Genomic DNA, 17,203 nt, shown 5'->3' with positions numbered 1-17,203 from the left:
CGGGGTGGCATCGTCGGCTTCGGGGTGGCTGGCTGGTCTCGGGGCGGCTGGGCGGCAGACGCGGTCGTCCCGTCGTCCCTGAGGCGGCCCGGCAGGCAGCCACGGCAGTCCCCCTGCGGCGGCCGGCAGGCGTGGTCGTCCCTGAGGTGGCTGACCGGCATACATGGCCGTCCCTCAGACGGCCGGTCGGCAGTCACTGCCGTCCCCTGCGGCGGCCGGCAGGCGCGGTCGGAGGACAGCGGCCAGCGGGCGCGCGTGCCCGAGGACCCCGCCGAGGCCATGGCGGGCGTCGGCTTTCGGCGGCCCGCAGGCACGCGGGCCCCGGCCGGGAGGCCGGGGGGGCTCCTGAGGAGCGACGGCCAGCGGCCCGCAGGCACGCGCGCCTCGGGGTGGCCGCAGGCACGCGCGCGCCGGGGGTGGCCGAAAGGTGCGGTCGTCGATACGGCCCTGTGTCGCCCCCGGCAAGGGAGGGGCGGGCGCGGGGTCGTTGTCGTTTTTCGGTGCGGGTTCGGGGTGGGTGCGGCCCGGCGCGCTCCTGTGGGGGTGGGCTGTCAGCGGGGGCGGATAGGCTGAAAGCATGACGCGAGCCGAGCAGCCGACGGGCCTTCACCCGGCAGAGAATGACGCCCTGGTGGTGGACTCACGTGAGCGCGCCGTGCGGGCGTTGCTGAGGCAGCCCCAGTTGCGGCGGCTGTGGAGCGCCCATCTGGTGGGCGGGGTGGGCGACGCCCTCGCCGTCCTCGTGCTGGTCTTCCTCGTGCTCCAGGCCGCCGTCGCGCAGGAGTCCCTGGGCGGCGGATACCGGGGCATGGCGCTCAGCGTGGCGCTCGTCCTCGGTGTGCGGATCGTGGCCACCGTCCTCTTCGGCGCCGTCCTCCTCGGCCCCCTGACCTCGCTGACCGCGCCCGGCGGCCCGCTGGACCGCCGCTGGACGATGGCCGGGGCCGACGGCGTGCGCGCGGTGCTGCTGATCGTCGCGCCCCTGTGGATCGACTGGACGCCGGGCAACGCGCTGGCGCTGCTGCTGGCCACGGTCTTCGTGACCGGCATCGCCGAGCGGCTGTGGACCGTCGCGCGCGAGGGCGCCGCGCCCGCGCTGCTGCCGGCACCGCCGCCCGAGGGCGCGACCGTACGGCCGCTGCCGGACCACATGGACGCGCTGCGCCGCCTGTCGCTGCGCACCAGCTTCGCGGCGATCCCGCTGGGCGCGGCCGTCCTGATCGCGGCCGGCCTGGTGAACGTCCTGCTGGGCGCCGGTGTCGAGTGGTTCGACCAGCACCAGGCGGCGCTCGCCTCGTACGTCGCGGCGGGCCTGTTCGCGGCGTCCCTGTCGGTCGTCTCCGCGCTGGAACTGCCCAAGGTGAGCACCCCGCGCGCGCGGTCCCCGCTCGAAGGGCTGCGCCGCCCGCGCGCGGCGAACGGCTCCGAGACCGGCCGCACCGGCGCGATCCCGCTGCTGGTCGCGGCCTGCGGTGCCGTGGCCGGGGCGATCGCCGCGGCCGTCGCGGTGGCCGCTCTCCAGGCCGTCGACCTGGGCGGTGGCCCGGTCTCCTACGGCCTGCTCGTCCTCGGCCTGACCGGCGGCGTCGTCGCCGGCATCCGGACGGCGCCCAAGATCCTGCCCGCGCTCTCGCGCCGGCGCCTGCTGGCGCTGGCGATCGCGGTGACCGGCGTGGGCCTGCTGGCCGCCGGGCTCGTCCCGGACAACGCGACCGTCCTGCTGCTCGTCGCCCTCGCGGGCGTGGGCGCGGGCGTCGCCGCCAACACCGGGCACGCGCTGCTCGACCAGGAGACCGAGGACAGCCGCCGTGCGCGCGTCACCGAGCACCTGCACGCCGTCGTCCGCGTCTTCGTCGGGCTCGCCGCGCTGATCGCGCCCCTGGTGGCCGCGCTCATCGGGCCGCACCGCCTGGAGAGCGGCCGGTTCGTCTTCGCGCACGGCGGCGCCGCGTTCACCCTGATGCTGGTCGGCGCGCTGCTGCTGCCGGTCGCTGCCCTGGTCCTCGCCAAGGTCGACGACCGCTCCGGCGTCCCCCTGCGCCAGGACCTGCGCGACGCGCTGCTCGGCGGCTCCGAGCCCGCGACGGCGCCCGCCACGAGCGGCTTCTTCATCGCCCTGGAGGGCGGCGACGGCGCCGGCAAGTCGACCCAGGCCGAAGCGCTCGCCGAGTGGATAAGGGCCAAGGGGCACGAGGTCGTCCTCACCCGCGAGCCCGGCGCGACGCCGGTCGGCAAGCGGCTGCGCTCGATCCTCCTCGACGTCTCGTCGGCCGGCCTCTCGCACCGCGCGGAGGCGCTGCTGTACGCCGCCGACCGCGCCGAGCACGTCGACACCGTCGTCCGGCCCGCCCTGGAGCGCGGCGCCGTCGTCATCACCGACCGGTACGTCGACTCGTCCGTCGCCTACCAGGGCGCCGGGCGCGACCTCTCGCCGGTCGAGATCGCCCGCATCTCGCGCTGGGCCACCGACGGGCTCGTCCCGCACCTGACGGTCCTGCTGGACGTCTCCCCGGAGACCGCCCGCGAGCGGTTCACCGAGGCGCCGGACCGGCTGGAGTCCGAGCCCGCCGAGTTCCACGCGCGCGTGCGGACCGGTTTCCTCACGCTCGCCGCCGCCGACCCCGGCCGCTACCTCGTCGTCGACGCCGGGCAGGAGCCCGAGGCCGTCACGACCGTCGTCCGCGCGCGCCTCGACCAGCTGCTGCCCCTGTCCGAGGCCGAGATCGAGGCCCAGGAGGAGGCGCGCCGGAAGGCCGAGGAGGAGGCCCGGCGCAAGGCCGAGGAAGAGGCCGCCCGCAAGGCCGAGGAGGAGCGCCTGGAGCGCGAGCGCCAGGAGCAGCTTGCCAAGCTCCGCGCCGAGGAGGAGGAGCGCAAGCGGCGCGAGCTGGAGGAGGCGCAGCGGCGCGAGGCCGAACGGCAGGCCGAGGAGGCGCGCGTGCGCGCGGAGGAAGCGCGCAAGCGGGCCGAGGAGGAGCGGGCCCGGCTCCTCGCCGAGGAGAAGGCGCGCGCCGAGGAAGAGGCGCGGCGGGCCGCCGAGGAGGAGCGGCGCCGTCAGCAGGCCGAGGAGGAGGCGCGGCTGCGGGCCGAGGCCGAGGCGCGGCGCCTGGAGAAGCAGCGACGGGCCGAAGAGGCGCTGGTGCGGGCCGAGGAGGCGCGACGGGCGGCCGAGGAGGCCGCTGCCGCCGCGCAGGCCGGGCCTCGGACGCCGCCCCATGGGACGCCGGTCGGCGGGTGGCCCGTCGGCGGTGAGCCCGGGACCGGTGCCGGGGCGGTGAGCTGGCCCGCCGCGCGCGGGGGCGCGGGCGCCCAGGGGGCGTCCGAGGGGCGGGATCTGCGGACCGAGTCCGGGGAGTCGGCCGCTTGGCCCGCCGTGCGCGAGGGCGGCGGTTCCGGCGCGGGGTCTGGCGCAGGATCCGGCGCGGGCTCTGGCGCGGGCCGGAAGGGTGGGTGGCCCACTCCTTCGGAGGCGGCCACCGTGCCCACGCCCGCAGTGACGCCGCAGGAGGCCGCGCGGGGGCGGGACGTCGAGGAGACGGCCGTGCTGCCGCCGGTCCGGCTGGTCAAGGACGACGCTCCCTCCGGGGCGGGCGACGTGACGGCCGAGCTGCCCCAGCCGGGCGCCGGGCGGCCGTCGTGGGCCGTCGGGGACTCCGGCGCCGACGTCGAGGAGACGGCCGTGCTGCCGCCCGTGCGCGGGGAGACGCCCGCCGACCGGGTGCCGCCAGGGTTCTTCCGGGACGAGGCGGAGGACCGGACGCGGGAGCTGCCTCAGGTGGACGAGGGCGGGGCGCCCCGCAAGCGGGCCCGGTCGGACTGGGCCGAGGAGACGCCGTTGGACGATCTGCCGTCGCTGGCCGATGAGTTGCTGGGGCCTCGGCGGGATGACGAGGACGGGCGTCGGCGGTAGGCGGGCGCGGTAGGGGTGCCGTGGCTGCCGGTGGGCGGGTGCGGCACCGTGGCGCCCGCCTGTCGGACACCGGCCCGCGTCCCTGAAGGGCTGGGCGATTCCCGGCGTGGGGGCGGGCTGGGCTCCGTTGTCAGTGGTGGCCCGCACAATGGGATATGCGGCGCTGAGCGGGACGAAGCGGAAAGGTGGCGGGCGCGGGTGAGCGTGTGGGACGACCTCGTCGGGCAGGAGCGGGTCAGTGGGCAGTTGGGGGCTGCCGCTCGGGACGCCGACGCGTTCGTGACCGCGGCCGCCACCGACGCGCCGCCGCCCGAGGCGTCGAAGATGACGCACGCGTGGCTGTTCACGGGGCCGCCCGGGTCGGGGCGTACGCAGGTGGCGCGGGCGTTCGCGGCGGCGCTGCAGTGCGTGAGCCCGGACCGGGCGCTGGGCGGAGCGCCGGGGTGCGGTTTCTGCGACGGCTGCCACACGGCGCTGATCGGGACGCACGCGGACGTGACGACGGTCGCGGCGGTCGGCACGCAGATCCTCGCGGAGGACATGCGGGACACGGTGCGCAAGTCGTTCACCTCCCCGGCGAACGGCCGCTGGCAGATCATCCTCGTCGAGGACGCGGAACGGCTGAACGAGAAGTCGGCGAACGCGGTCCTGAAGGCGGTGGAGGAACCGGCGCCGCGCACGGTCTGGCTGCTGTGCGCGCCGTCCCTGGAGGACGTCCTGCCGACGATCCGCTCCCGCTGTCGGCACCTCAACCTGGGCACCCCGTCCGTGGACGCCGTCGCCGACATGCTGGTGCGGCGCGAGGGCATCGAGCCGGCCGTCGCCGCGTCCGCCGCGCGCGCGACGCAGGGGCACGTCGACCGCGCGCGGCGCCTCGCGACCGACCCGGCGGCGCGCGCGCGGCGCGCGTCCGTGCTGAAGCTGCCGCTGCGCGTCGGTGACATCGGCGGGGCGCTGAAGGCGGCGCAGGAACTCGTCGACGCGGCGGCCGAGGACGCGAAGGTGCTCGCCGAGGAGGTCGACGGCAAGGAGACCGAGGAGCTGAAGGCGGCGCTCGGCGCGGCGCAGGGGGGCCGGATGCCGCGTGGCACGGCGGGCGTGATGAAGGACCTGGAGGACAAGCAGAAGCGCCGGCGCACGCGTACGCAGCGCGACAGCCTCGACCTCGCGCTCACCGACCTCACCGCGTTCTACCGCGACGTCCTCGCCCTCCAGCTCGGCACCCGGGTCGCCCTCGCCAACGCGGACGCCGAGGACACGCTGGAACGGCTTGCCCGCGAGGGGTCCCCGGAGGCGACGTTGCGGCGGATCGAGGCGATCGGGGCGTGCCGGGTGGCGCTGGACCGGAACGTGGCGCCGCTGCTGGCGGTGGAGGCGATGACGATGGCGCTGCGGGAAGGGTGAGAACGGCCCCGGCGTCACCGTGAGTTGACGGGGCTGTCACTCGTCCGGGGTGAATCACGGACGAATCGGCTACGGATTGTTGCTTACCGTTACTCTCGGTGTATGAGTCCCAGTCGTCCTCGCTCCCGTACCCCGCTCGCTCTCTTCGCGTCGCTCGCCTCGGCGGCCCTGCTGCTGAGCGGGTGCTCCGTGCCGACGGCCGATACCGCGCGGACGGCGCTGGTGGCGCTGCCGAGGTCGACGCCGGCGCAGTTGGCGCCGTACTACGGGCAGAAGCTGCGGTGGCGCAGCTGCGGGGTGCCGGGGTTCGAGTGCGCGACGATGAAGGCGCCGCTGGACTACGCGAAGCCGGCCGCCGGGGACGTCCGCCTCGCGGTGGCCCGGAAGAAGGCGACCGGGCCGGGGACGCGGCTCGGATCGCTGCTGGTCAACCCCGGTGGCCCCGGCGGCTCGGCGGTCGGCTACCTCCAGCAGTACGCCGGGCTCGGCTACCCGGCGCAGGTGCGCGCACGGTACGACATGGTCGCCGTCGACCCGCGCGGCGTCGCCCGCAGCGAGCCTGTGACATGCCTCGACGGGCGCGCGATGGACGCGTACACGCAGACCGACATGACGCCCGACGACCCGCGTGAGACGGACGCGCTGGTCGCGTCCTACCGGAAGTTCGCGGAGGGCTGCGGCGCCGACGCGCCCCGGCTCCTGCGGCACGTCTCGACCGTCGAGGCCGCGCGCGACATGGACGTCCTGCGGGCGGCGCTCGGCGACGCGAAGCTGACGTACGTCGGGGCGTCGTACGGGACGTTCCTCGGTGCGACGTACGCCGGGCTGTTCCCCGAGCGCGTCGGGCGCCTCGTCCTCGACGGCGCGATGGACCCCTCGCTCCCCGCGCGCCGGCTGAACCTCGACCAGACCGCCGGCTTCGAGACGGCGTTCCAGTCGTTCGCGAAGGACTGCGTCCGGCACCCCGACTGCCCGTTCACCGGCACGCCCGCGCAGGTCGGCGCGGGCCTCAAGGCGTTCTTCCGCCGCGCCGACGCGCGCCCCCTCCCGACGGGCGACGCGGACGGCCGCACGCTCGGCGAAGCCCTCGCGACGACCGGGGTGATCGCCGCGATGTACGACGAGAGCAGTTGGGAGCGGCTGCGGGAGGCGCTGTCGGCGGCGATCCGCGAGAACGACGGCGCCGGTCTGCTCGTCCTCGCGGACAGCTACTACGAACGCGACTCCGCCGGCCACTACGCCAACCTCATGTCCGCCAACGCCGCGGTGAACTGCCTCGACCTGCCGCCGGCCTACGCCACGCCCGAGGAGATCCGCGCCGCCCTCCCCGCCTTCGAGAAGGCGTCCCCCGTCTTCGGCGAGGGCATGGGCTGGGCCTCCCTCAACTGCGCGTACTGGCCCGTCCGCGCGACCGGCACGCCGCACCGCATCACCGCCGACGGCGCGGCGCCCATCCTCGTCGTCGGCACCCTCCGCGATCCCGCCACGCCCTACCGCTGGGCCCAGTCCCTCGCCGCCCAGCTCTCCTCCGGGCGGCTCCTCACGTACGACGGCGACGGGCACACCGCGTACGGGCGGGGCAGCGTGTGCGTCGACTCCGCGATCAACGCGTACCTCCTGCGAGGCACCGTCCCATCCACCGGCCTCCGCTGCTCCTAGGCGCTCCACCAGGCGCCCCACCAGGGTGGTCGGAGCACCCCTCGAAACTGTGTAGACTTACGACCGTTGCTGATCGCACCATGGTGCGGACAGCGCGCCGCCTTAGCTCAGATGGCCAGAGCAACGCACTCGTAATGCGTAGGTCTCGGGTTCGAATCCCGAAGGCGGCTCTATGGTGAACCCCAGGTCAAGCCTTTGACCTGGGGTTTCTTTTTTCGGGCGACCTTGGAATCTCGGCAAATCGGGCACCACCTGTCTATGCATCGTAATGCGTAGGTCGGAGGTTCGTTTCCGTGACGAGGCTGACGAACCAAGGATCTGAGCTGGGCTTTTGCTTGCCGGTAGGGAACAGGTCAGGCTGGCGCAACGGGTCCCGGTGGACAGCCGGTGGACAGCCGTGCGTGAAACTCCGTCAGAGACTCTCGTCACCCCTTGGCCAACGGGTGAAATTCACCGGTCTCCGAGGGGGCCGCAGTGGCGTCGAGACTGTTCGGTTCTGACATGGATCGACGGCGAGAAGGTCGGATCACGGACGCGCGCGTGCGCAGAAGGTCGTTGAGTATGCGCACCGGTGATGCCGAGTGCAGGGCCAGCCGGGCGTCGAGCGCTGTCTCCCACTGCTCAGTCAGCCCGATCATGAGGCGCTCGCGCATGCCAGGGGTGACGTGGGCATAGCGTGCCGAGACAGAGCCGTCGACGTGGCCCATTCGGTCGTCCATGAGGACCCTCTCGGTGCCCAGGTCTTCCATCACGGTTCGGTGGGTGTGGCGGAGTCCGTGAGGTGTGAGGCCCTTGGCGATTGGGAGCCAGCAGGCGTTGGCCCGGTTGCTGGCGCCCCGTCCTCGGGCTGGAACGCCGGGCCAAGGCTCGCCGCGCAGGGGTACGGGGCGGGCTTCCTGCGGTGCCTTCTTCGGATACCAGCCCGAGACTGCTGGGGCGAACAGCCACGTCGCGAAGCCGTTGCGGCGCCAGTGCGCTGCGTTCTCCGAGGCCGTGCCGCCCCGCACGAACCCTAGGTCCGCGATGGCCTGCTCCACCCTGACCCGCTTGGCTTCGCTGACGCGGTCGGGGTGGTTGAGTGCGTTGGACACCGTCCCCGTGGAGACTTCGGCGCGGCGCGCGACATCAACGAGCTTCGCGCCCTGATGGCCACCCGCACGAGTTGTGCCCTGCCCCCGGAAGACGAAGGTCCTGCCGTGACACGGACAAGGTGCTGGCTGCGTACGGGTGACGTGGGTGGCGACCAGGGCCGACAACCAGTCCATCGCGTCGATGGTTCGGTAGCTGTCGTCCTTGGGCGGGCAGCGTACGAACTCGCCGGTGTCGAGCTCATACAGCTGCCACTCGACACGGATCGAGCTGGGGCGGGCGAATTCCGTCTCCAAGCCGACGATTTCGCCCCAGCGCATGCCCGTGTACCCCTTGAGGACCACGGCAACGAACTCGTCGTCACGACCAGACAGCAAAGCGGCTCGCTCGGCGGTCAGAAGGATGCCGAGCGCGTCGGTGATGACCTTTTCCGGGCCGCGGCCTCGGGACCGGCCCGAGCGCTTTCCTCGTCCGCGCCGCCTGGCGGCCGGGTTGGTCGTGATCAGGCCCTCGTCGATCGCGTCCTCGAAAATCACGTGGAGCGTCGCGCGCCAGGTCCTCACGCTGGAGGCCGCGTAGACAGCCGACTCCCTTTTCTGTCAGAGGTCTACGTCTGTGCGCAGGATGCCGGCGAGCGCCTTGTCCCCGAAGTCGGGGAGCAGGTGCTCCTTGATGTGGCGCCGGTAGTTCTGCATGGTTGAGGCGGCCAGATCCTGAGCCTCGTACCAGCGGTGCGCGTACTCGCCGAAGGTCTCCTGGCCGAGCTCCGGGGCGCGCGGGCTGCGGCGCTGGGCGTTGTTCTGGGCCAAGGCCGCGATCCTGTATCGGCTGAGCCAGTGGTTCCCGCCCTCCTCTGCAAATCCCAACTTCTGTCTTCCTCTCGCGTGAACTCATGGCTCACGGAGGTTTCCACGAGACTCCAGAGCAACTCGACATGCCGCAGAAGATCACGCGAAGAGACCGAGCAAGGTCACACGAAGAGTGGGGAGAGCAACAGGGAGCGTGTGCTGCACACGGATCTGCGCCTTGAACCGGCGTGCTGGTCGGGCTCCCTGACTGGCAGGGCGCCGGAGACCGGCCCCAGCGGACGAGGGAGTGGTGGCAAATGTCGCGAACCTTGCCGAATGCCGAGCACGTCTCCTCCCCCGATGGCTCGCCTGCCCCCGAGACAGCCAAGTCCCCGGATGTCGCGGGCGAATCCGTCGGTCAGCTTGATTAGATATGGCGATGGCGCAAGGCCAAGATGCGCCCGCACGCGCGAACCCATGCCGGTCCAGCCAGTCCTCGTCCGCTCGGTCAACCAGTGCGCAGCGACACAGCCGCAGTGCTGGAACCCGCCCGGAATACCGGCCCCGGCGAGGCATTACCGCTGCCGGTCAGCAACTCTTACGCGCCGTGGTTCTGCACAGGCCGGATCTGAGCGTGGGATCTTCGTGTCCTCCGCCCAGGTAACCAAGCGGCGTACGTGTCGTGCCTCGCGAAGCTGGCAGACAGCCCTCCACAGAGATCACCTACGTCAGACGAGCCCCGTTCGGTACCATGCTCCGAACGGGGGATTTCGGTTGTCGTGGGACGAGTAGCGGCACACTCACCGCACGAGGCCCGAGAAGTCCTGCCACACGCCGCTCCCCGGAGCACACAGGCGAACCGACCGCACAGGACTGACCGGGTACGGAGCGTGAAGATGGACTTCGACGTCGCCGCTCCCGACCCTGCTGGCATGGTGGCGTCGCTCAGTTCGCTCGGTTACTCGCTTCCTGCCGCCGTCGCAGACCTTGTGGACAACAGTGTCTCGGCTGAGGCCCGGAACATCGACGTCGACTTCACGTGGGACGGGCGGAGTTCCTGGATCGCTGTGACGGACGACGGCAGGGGGATGACGGAGCCCGAGCTGGTGACCGCCATGACGGTGGCGGCCCGCGGTCCGTCAGCCGAGCGGAGTGCCACGGATCTCGGCCGTTTCGGTGTGGGGCTGAAGTCCGCCTCGTTCTCCCAGTGCCGCAAGCTCACCGTCGCCACGGTCAGGGACGGGGTCTGGCACGTCCGGACGTGGGACCTCGGCGTCGTGGAGCACTACAAGGAGTGGCGGCTCCTCCATGACCCGGGCGACACGACCACCGCTCTCCTGCGTCGGATCGCGGGAAGCATGCAGCACGGGACGATCGTTCTGTGGGAGCAGCTCTCCGGTTACCACAACACCGCCGTGGCCAGAGACGACGAAAAGACGCAGGCCCAGTTCTACGCGGAGGCGGAGCGTACCGAAGCGCACCTTGCGATGGTCTTCGCCCGTTTCCTGCAGCGTCCGGCCCGGTGCCGGATCCGGGTACGTGGCTCCGCCCTCTCCCCGTGGGACCCGTTTCTGTCCAAGCACCCGTCGGTCCAGCGGATCCCCTGGGAGCCTCTACCGCTGGGATCGGAGTCGGTGCGCGTGGAGCCGTTCGTCCTCCCGACGGCCCAGCGGCTCTCGGCAGCCGAATACGAGTCGGCTGCCGGGCGGAAGGGATGGCTGGGGCAGCAGGGGTTCTACGTCTACCGCCGTGACCGCCTGATCCTGGCCGGTGACTGGCTGGGGATCCGCGGCCTGCGGCGCGAGGAGAAGTACAACCTCGCGAGGATCGCCGTGGACATCCCTGCGGAGACCGACGCCGACTGGGGCGTGGACGTGCGCAAAGCGAGTGTGGTTCCCCCCGTCTCCTTGCGTCGTCATCTGGAGAGGATCGCGAGGCACACCCGCGAGGTGGCCTCTCGTTCCGCACGACAGCGTGGTCAGGTGGTGTCGCGGGCGCACGGTGACCCCCTGAAGTTCGCCTGGAACGTGAAGCGCCTCGACGGCCGGATCGTTCTGCGCATCAACAGAAAACACCCCTTGGTGAAAGCAGCGACGGACGACCAGGGCGGCAATCCGGACGTCGTCCGCTCGATGATCCGCCTTCTTGAAGAGACGGTCCCAATCACGGCGCTCCGCTTGCTCCACGAGACCGACACGGTCGACGACCCCGAACCCTTCGGCGGCCCGGGGCCGGCCGCCCCGGAGACCGTGGACATCGCCCGCCAGGTGTACGAAGCACTCCTTGGGCAGGGCCGCTCCCCAGAGGACGCCCGGGGCGTACTCAGCTCCATGCCTCCCTTCGACGAGCAACAAGGTTTCTGGAACTCCTGACCCACCTGGTAGTCCCCATGCCCAACCGACCCGGCCGCAGGAGGTCGCTGTGAGCACCACCCCCGAAGACAGTCTCGAGAAGGCCGAGCAGACCGCGGTGCTGCTTCTGCCAGGTGACCGTCAGGCAACGCCGGCTGAGGTGGACTTTGCGGTGAACACCGCGGTCAGCATCCTCGCTGCCCAGGGGATCACCGTGGAGCGAGATCTCGTACGGAAGGTGCTCGAGGCCCGGGCTTCCGTGTTCCAGGCTGATTCCTCCGCGATGAAGAACGACGAGGGCCACGTGCCCTGGCTTGCCGACGCGAAGGCCGACCGGAAGTGGGACTTCTGGGACCGTTACCGGCGCTACCTCCTGAGTGTCTCCAAGCTCCCGACGCAGGTCGTACGCCGACTCGACCAGAGCACCGACGACGTCCTCGGCGAGCTGGAAGACCCTCAGCGGGAAGGCGCGTGGCGCCGGACCGGGCTCGTGATCGGACAGGTCCAGTCCGGCAAGACGGGGCAGTTCATCGGGCTCGCCGCGAAGGCAGCCGACGCTGGCTACCGACTCATCGTGGTGTTCGCCGGGATTCACAACGACCTGCGCAGCCAGACCCAGCTCCGTATTGACGAAGGGCTCCTCGGGTTCGACACCCAGTACCAGTTCCGCTCGGATGACGACGCGCATCGTCATATCGGGGTCGGCGCGATGTCACACGGCAAGCGTCTGAAGGCGGCGTCGCTCACCACCAGTCACGAAAAGGGGGACTTCGCCCGGAAGACGGCGGTGTCCGCGAACGTGCCGGTGGGCAGTGTTCCGGTGGTCCTCGTGGTCAAGAAGAACCGTCGGATCATCGACAACCTGCGGGACTGGGTGATCGACAACCACGGCGTGGAGGACCCGGAGACCGGCCGGATGGTCGTGCCCGACCTCCCCTTGTTCGTGATCGACGACGAGGCCGACAACGCCGGGGTGAACACCTCCAAGGACCCCGACACCAACCCGTCGGCGATCAACAAGGCGATCAGGCGGTTGGTCAACAGCTTCACGAAGGCGTCCTACGTCGGCTATACCGCGACCCCCTTCGCGAACATCTACATCAATCCCGACACGGACCACGACGAGCTGGGCCCCGACCTCTTCCCGGAGAGTTTCATCCGCACGCTGCGGGCGCCGTCCAACTACCTCGGACCCGAGCGGGTCTTCGGTCTGCAGACCGACGGAGACGAGGAGGACATCGAGCCGCTGCCGCTCATAAGGCATATCAAGGACACGGACCTCTGGGTGCCGGACAAGCACAAGTCGTACCACCGGGTTCCCGACTACCTGCCCGAGTCGCTGCAGCGTGCCATCCGGTCCTTCGTCCTGACCTGCGCGGCACGTCGAGCACGGGGGCAGGTCGCTGTGCACAACTCCATGTTGGTGCACGTGACCCGCTTCACCGCCGTACAGCAGCAGGTCCGCGACCAGATCGACGCCCATGTGCGTCTGCTCTTCGACGTCCTCCAAGACCGGTTCAGCAGTGCTCGCGAAGAGCTTGAGGAAGAACTGCGGGAGCTCTGGGACGAGGACTTCGTCCCCTGCACCGAGGACATGACCGGGGGCGGGCTCGACTGGGGGGACGTCGAACCGCATCTCCACGCCGCCCTCGGGAAGATCACCGCCATGGCTGTCAACGGTGCCGCGAAGGACGCTCTCCAGTACTACGAGCGCCGGGATACCGGCCTGTCGGTCATCGCCGTAGGCGGCGAGAAGCTCTCCCGCGGTCTGACCCTCGAAGGGCTGTCGGTCAGCTACTACCTGCGTGCCTCCAAGACGTACGACACCCTGCTGCAGATGGGGCGCTGGTTCGGCTACCGGCCCCGCTACGAAGACCTGTGCCGCCTGTACACGACACGTACGCTGCAGCGCCAGTACGCGGAGATCACTGCAGCCACCGACGAACTCCGGCGCGACGTAGAGGAGATGTCCGCGGTGGGACTCACCCCCCGCGAGTACGGTCTCAAGGTCAGGACCTCGTCGCTCGGCCTCGGTATCACGGCCTCCAACAAGATGAGGCAGGGTACGCGTGTCCGCCTCAGCTACTCCGGTGAGCTTCCCGAGACGACTATCTTCGACCTCTCCGAGAAGGCGGTTCGTAACAACCACGAGCTCCTTGAGTCGTTCGTCGCGCGCCTCGATGGGCTCTCCGCCGGGAAGGTGGACGAGCGGAGCGGGAGCATCACCTGGAGTGGCGTCGCAGCCTCGGACGTTACCGAGGGTTTTCTCGACTCCTACCTCACCGACCGGCAGGCCCAGCGGGTGCGGCCGGCCTTCATCGCGGAGTACGTACGCCAGTGCGCCAAGCAGGGTGAGCTCGGCAACTGGACAATCCGCCTCGCCAGCCGACTGCCGGAGGGAGCTGCGGCCGAGATCGCAGGCCATTCCGTCGGCCTCATCACGCGCAGCCACTCCAAGTCCTCGGACGTTGTTCCCGGCCGCTACACGATCAAGCGCGTACTCAGCCCCGCCGACGAACTCTGCGACCTAACCGACGAGCAGAAGGAGCGTGCGCTGAAGGACACGAAGGAGGCCGCGAAGGGGAAGCTCAACAGGAAGGGCGAGCCGCTCGACCCCGACACTCCCCGCGGTCGGCCCCTGCGCAACCAGCGCCGCTCTGACCAGCCGTTGCTTCTGTTGTATCCCCTCAGCCCTGCCGAGGTGGCCAAGTCGTCGGGGAACGCCGAGCCGGTCGCTCCGCTGGTCGGGTTTGCCATCAGTTTCCCGTTCTCCCGTCACCAGTTGAAGACCGAGTACGTGGTGAACGACATCTGGTTCAAGCAGGACATGGAGTTCGACGACTTCGAGGACGAAGAGTGATCGACGAGAGTGTGTGGCAGGAGCTGGAGGCCCACCAGCAGACCCCGGGCAGGTCGACCCGGCGGCTCCACCCCGACTCCCCGCACGACATCCACGTGTCGGTGACGCACCCTGCCCACCGGCGGATGCTGCTGCTCGGCACAGACGCCAGGACCGCCGACACCGTACGTCAGGAGATCCACGAACTGCCGGCCACCCGCGGCCTGCAGCTGAACCTGTCGTCGGTGTCCGGCAACCACTACGAGCTCCAGGTGATGCTCACCGACGACGAACTCACGGAGGTGTTCACCCCGCTCGTCTCCGACATCGCAGAGGTGGTGCGGGACGCACCGACAACCGAGACGGCGGCGGAGGCCGCGGTCCGCCGCTACGTCCGGTGGCAGCAGCTGCTGCGCTCAGTGTCGCGCGACGGCCTGTCGCGACAGGCTCGGTGCGGTCTCTTCGGCGAACTCCACTTCCTCCTTGAGTACGTGCTTCCGGCTGTGGACCAGCACACAGCCGTCAGCTCCTGGACCGGCCCCAGGCAGACGAACCAGGACTTCCAGCTGCCCGGTGCCGCGGTCGAGGTGAAGGCGACCACAGTGCGCTCTCCCAGGACGGTCCAGATCGCGAGTGAGCGGCAGCTGGACACGGCCGACTCGACGCCCCTCGCACTGGCTCATGTCGTCCTCGACGACCGGCAAAGTGGGCTCGGCAGGAGTCTGAACGCCCTGGTGGACGAGATACGGGCCCGTCTGACCTCACCGTCCGCCGCCCAGCGCTTCGAGAGTCTGCTGGTCCAAGCCGGCTATCTGCCGAATCAGCGGGACCTCTACGACCACGACCGTTACACCCTGCGGCGCAGCGAGTTCTGGACGGTGGGGGAGGGTTTCCCCCGCATCGTCGAGGCCGAACTGCCACCAGGGGTGGGCAACTGCACCTACACCATCGACGTGTCGGCACTGACCGCCCACAGCGTGACCGCCGAGACACTCGTCGACCTGATCCGAGGAACCCATGGCTGAGCACGACCTCCACGACTACTCACGCGCGCTGGTGACCGACATCCAGGCGCTGGCGGACGCCGAGGGCGGCTCGATCCCGAACACGTTCACCCAGCACGTACTCGAGATCCTCGAGGAGGCCGGGGTGGTCACCGACGCTGCGCTCGCCTACCACTCCTCCCGGGGGCTGGAGATCTACGGCTACGGTCTGCCCGAGGACGGGTCCAGCCTCGATCTCTACACCACCGACTTCAACCTGACCCCGATGAGCAGCAAGCTGACCAAGGCCGAGTCCGACAGGCTCTTCCGCAGGCTGTTTGCGTTCCTGGGCAAGCACGCGGCCATCCGCCCCAACCAGGAGGACAACACCGACGTGCACGACATGTGCGTCGGTGTGGAGAAGGCGCTGTCGGAAGTTCCGAAGATCCGCCTCTTTCTCCTCAGCAACCGGGTCAGCACGACGAGTGCCCCGGGACCCGGAGAGTTCGAGGGGATTCCTGTCACACATGAGCTCTGGGACCTTGCGCGGCTCCACAGACACGAGACCTCCGGGAGCATCGGCGAGCCCATCAAGGTGACTTTCGAGCGTCCTCTTCCGTGCCTGGCGGCGCACAGCGACGAGCCGAACTACTCGGTCGTCCTGGCCGTCATCCCCGGCCGACAGCTTGCCGAACTGTACAAGGAGCACCGGACCCGGCTGCTCGAACTCAACGTCCGGTCCTTCCTCCAGACCCGCGGTGGCGTGAACAAGGGCATCCGCGAAACCCTGCTGAAGGATCCGAGCCGCTTCCTCGCCTACAACAATGGCGTGACCGCCACTGCCTCGGACGTGGACTTCGAGACCGACGAGCACGGCAGTCCCGTCGCGATCAGGAGCATGACCGGTCTCCAGATCGTCAACGGCGGCCAGACCACCGCCTCGCTGCATCACGTCCTGACTCATGACAAGCGGGACTTGGACGGCGTCCACGTACAGATGAAACTCACGATTGTCGATCCCGCTTACCTGTCCGAGATCGTTCCGAGGATCTCCCAGTACTCCAACACCCAGAACAAGGTGACGTTGGTCGACTTCAGTTCGAACCACGAGTTCCACGTCGCCTTCGAGCGTGTCTCCCGCAGCCTGTGGGCTCCTGCGACCGACGGCAGTGGTCAGGAGACGCGATGGTTCTACGAGCGGGCGCGGGGTCAGTACACCGACAAGTCCGCCGAGCACGAGACCCGTGCCGCCCAGCGCAAGTTCAAGCTGATCACGCCGAGTCGGCAGAGATTCAGCAAGTCCGACCTGGCCACCTTCGTGCACTCCTGGGAGCAGCTCCCGTACTGGGTCAGCCGCGGCGCCCAGAAGAACTTTGCTCATTTCATGGAGCGGATCGAGAAGTCCGATCCCGTCGTGGACGTGCAGTACTGCAAGCGCGCCATAGCCACTGCCCTCCTCTTCCAGGCTGCCGACCGGATCGCTCGTGCACACTCGGCTGGCAGCCACAAACGACTGATCACGACCTACACAGTCGCCCGGCTCTCGCTCGCTGCCGAGAAGCGGATCGACCTCGACAGGGTCTGGAACGAGCAGGGCATCACGGACGCTTTGAGGGACGCCCTCGACGAACTCTGCCCCCTGATCATGGAGACGGTGATCTCCGGTGACCGGCACGTGTCGGAGTGGGCGAAGAAGCCCGACTGCTGGGACGAGGTGTCCCGCATCGCGTGGACACTCCCCGACGCGCTGACCGCCGAGCTGTCGGCCGAGTCCTTCGAGATCGCCTCTCCCGAGAGTACCGAGTCCGACGAGGCCGAAGCCGCCGTCGAGGACATCCCCAGCGAGGAGTGGCAGGCTCTGGCGGACTGGGCCCGCGAAGGCCGGGTTCTGCGCGCCGTGGACAGGCAGCTCGCCGACCGTGTCGCGCAGCGTCTGTCCCAGGGACGACGGGTCATAGGGGCTCAGGCACGACAGGCGATGGAGGTCTACGAAGAGGCTCTGCGGCATGGGTTCCATCCCATGCCCGTTGGCCTCGACGACGGGACCGTGTGAGAGCGCGGCAGTCCCGGGCAGTCAGGGTTGCGGACCGTAGTCCGCATCTGGAGTCCTGAGGTCAGGGCCGACGCCGGGCAGGCCGCCGAACGCATCGTTCACGCCGCACGTTTCAGTCCTCCTGGGAGGG

General features: G+C 70.2%; 7 protein-coding genes, 1 tRNA gene and 1 pseudogene. 8 read left to right on the top strand and 1 reads right to left on the bottom strand.

Annotated features, from left to right (window positions below):
- The first annotated feature begins 577 nt into the window (after window positions 1-577).
- From tmk to IAG44_RS17965, 4 genes are all read left to right on the top strand, one after another.
- On the top strand, window positions 578-3,907 hold the full coding sequence (gene tmk / locus IAG44_RS17980) for a dTMP kinase (RefSeq protein ID WP_187748116.1): 3,330 nt from the start codon (window positions 578-580) through the stop codon (window positions 3,905-3,907).
- Between the two features lie 198 nt (window positions 3,908-4,105).
- Complete coding sequence (locus IAG44_RS17975; protein ID WP_187748115.1) at window positions 4,106-5,311, top strand: DNA polymerase III subunit delta'; 1,206 nt, start codon at window positions 4,106-4,108, stop codon at window positions 5,309-5,311.
- Window positions 5,312-5,413: 102 nt separating this feature from the next.
- On the top strand, window positions 5,414-6,970 hold the full coding sequence (locus IAG44_RS17970; protein WP_187748114.1) for an alpha/beta hydrolase: 1,557 nt from the start codon (window positions 5,414-5,416) through the stop codon (window positions 6,968-6,970).
- Between the two features lie 96 nt (window positions 6,971-7,066).
- Window positions 7,067-7,140: transfer RNA gene (locus IAG44_RS17965), tRNA-Thr, on the top strand.
- Window positions 7,141-7,395: 255 nt separating this feature from the next.
- Here IAG44_RS17965 and IAG44_RS17960 read toward each other — a convergent pair.
- A pseudogene (locus IAG44_RS17960) lies at window positions 7,396-8,925 on the bottom strand (LacI family DNA-binding transcriptional regulator).
- 818 nt (window positions 8,926-9,743) lie between these two features.
- Between IAG44_RS17960 and IAG44_RS17955 the strand changes: the two are divergent.
- Genes IAG44_RS17955 through IAG44_RS17940 form a run of 4 tightly spaced genes read left to right on the top strand, consistent with a single transcriptional unit; the run spans window position 9,744 to window position 17,073 of the window.
- Window positions 9,744-11,219 (top strand): ATP-binding protein, encoded by a 1,476-nt coding sequence (locus IAG44_RS17955; RefSeq protein WP_187748113.1) that lies wholly within the window; start codon window positions 9,744-9,746, stop codon window positions 11,217-11,219.
- 49 nt (window positions 11,220-11,268) lie between these two features.
- A complete protein-coding gene (locus IAG44_RS17950) occupies window positions 11,269-14,058 on the top strand; it encodes a Z1 domain-containing protein (RefSeq protein ID WP_187748112.1) in 2,790 nt (929 codons plus the stop codon).
- The gene (locus tag IAG44_RS17945; protein ID WP_187748111.1) at window positions 14,055-15,062 is read left to right on the top strand and encodes a PD-(D/E)XK motif protein; all 1,008 of its coding nucleotides are present in this window, start codon (window positions 14,055-14,057) and stop codon (window positions 15,060-15,062) included. Before IAG44_RS17950 ends, IAG44_RS17945 begins: the two co-directional genes overlap by 4 nt.
- Window positions 15,055-17,073, top strand: a complete 2,019-nt coding sequence (locus IAG44_RS17940) for an AIPR family protein (protein WP_187748110.1) — start codon at window positions 15,055-15,057, stop codon at window positions 17,071-17,073. Before IAG44_RS17945 ends, IAG44_RS17940 begins: the two co-directional genes overlap by 8 nt.
- The last annotated feature ends 130 nt before the right edge of the window (window positions 17,074-17,203 follow it).

This window comes from Streptomyces roseirectus (genome assembly GCF_014489635.1).
In the GTDB taxonomy this organism is placed as follows: domain Bacteria; phylum Actinomycetota; class Actinomycetes; order Streptomycetales; family Streptomycetaceae; genus Streptomyces; species Streptomyces roseirectus.
Note: the sequence above shows the minus strand (reverse complement) of the source record. Positions and strands in the feature narration are given on the sequence as shown.

Coding starts and splice junctions, on each gene's coding strand:
- tmk (WP_187748116.1), top strand. CDS start 578: ATGACGCGAGCCGAGCAGCCGACGGGCCTTCACCCGGCAGAGAATGAC.
- IAG44_RS17970 (WP_187748114.1), top strand. CDS start 5,414: ATGAGTCCCAGTCGTCCTCGCTCCCGTACCCCGCTCGCTCTCTTCGCG.
- IAG44_RS17955 (WP_187748113.1), top strand. CDS start 9,744: ATGGACTTCGACGTCGCCGCTCCCGACCCTGCTGGCATGGTGGCGTCG.
- IAG44_RS17940 (WP_187748110.1), top strand. CDS start 15,055: ATGGCTGAGCACGACCTCCACGACTACTCACGCGCGCTGGTGACCGAC.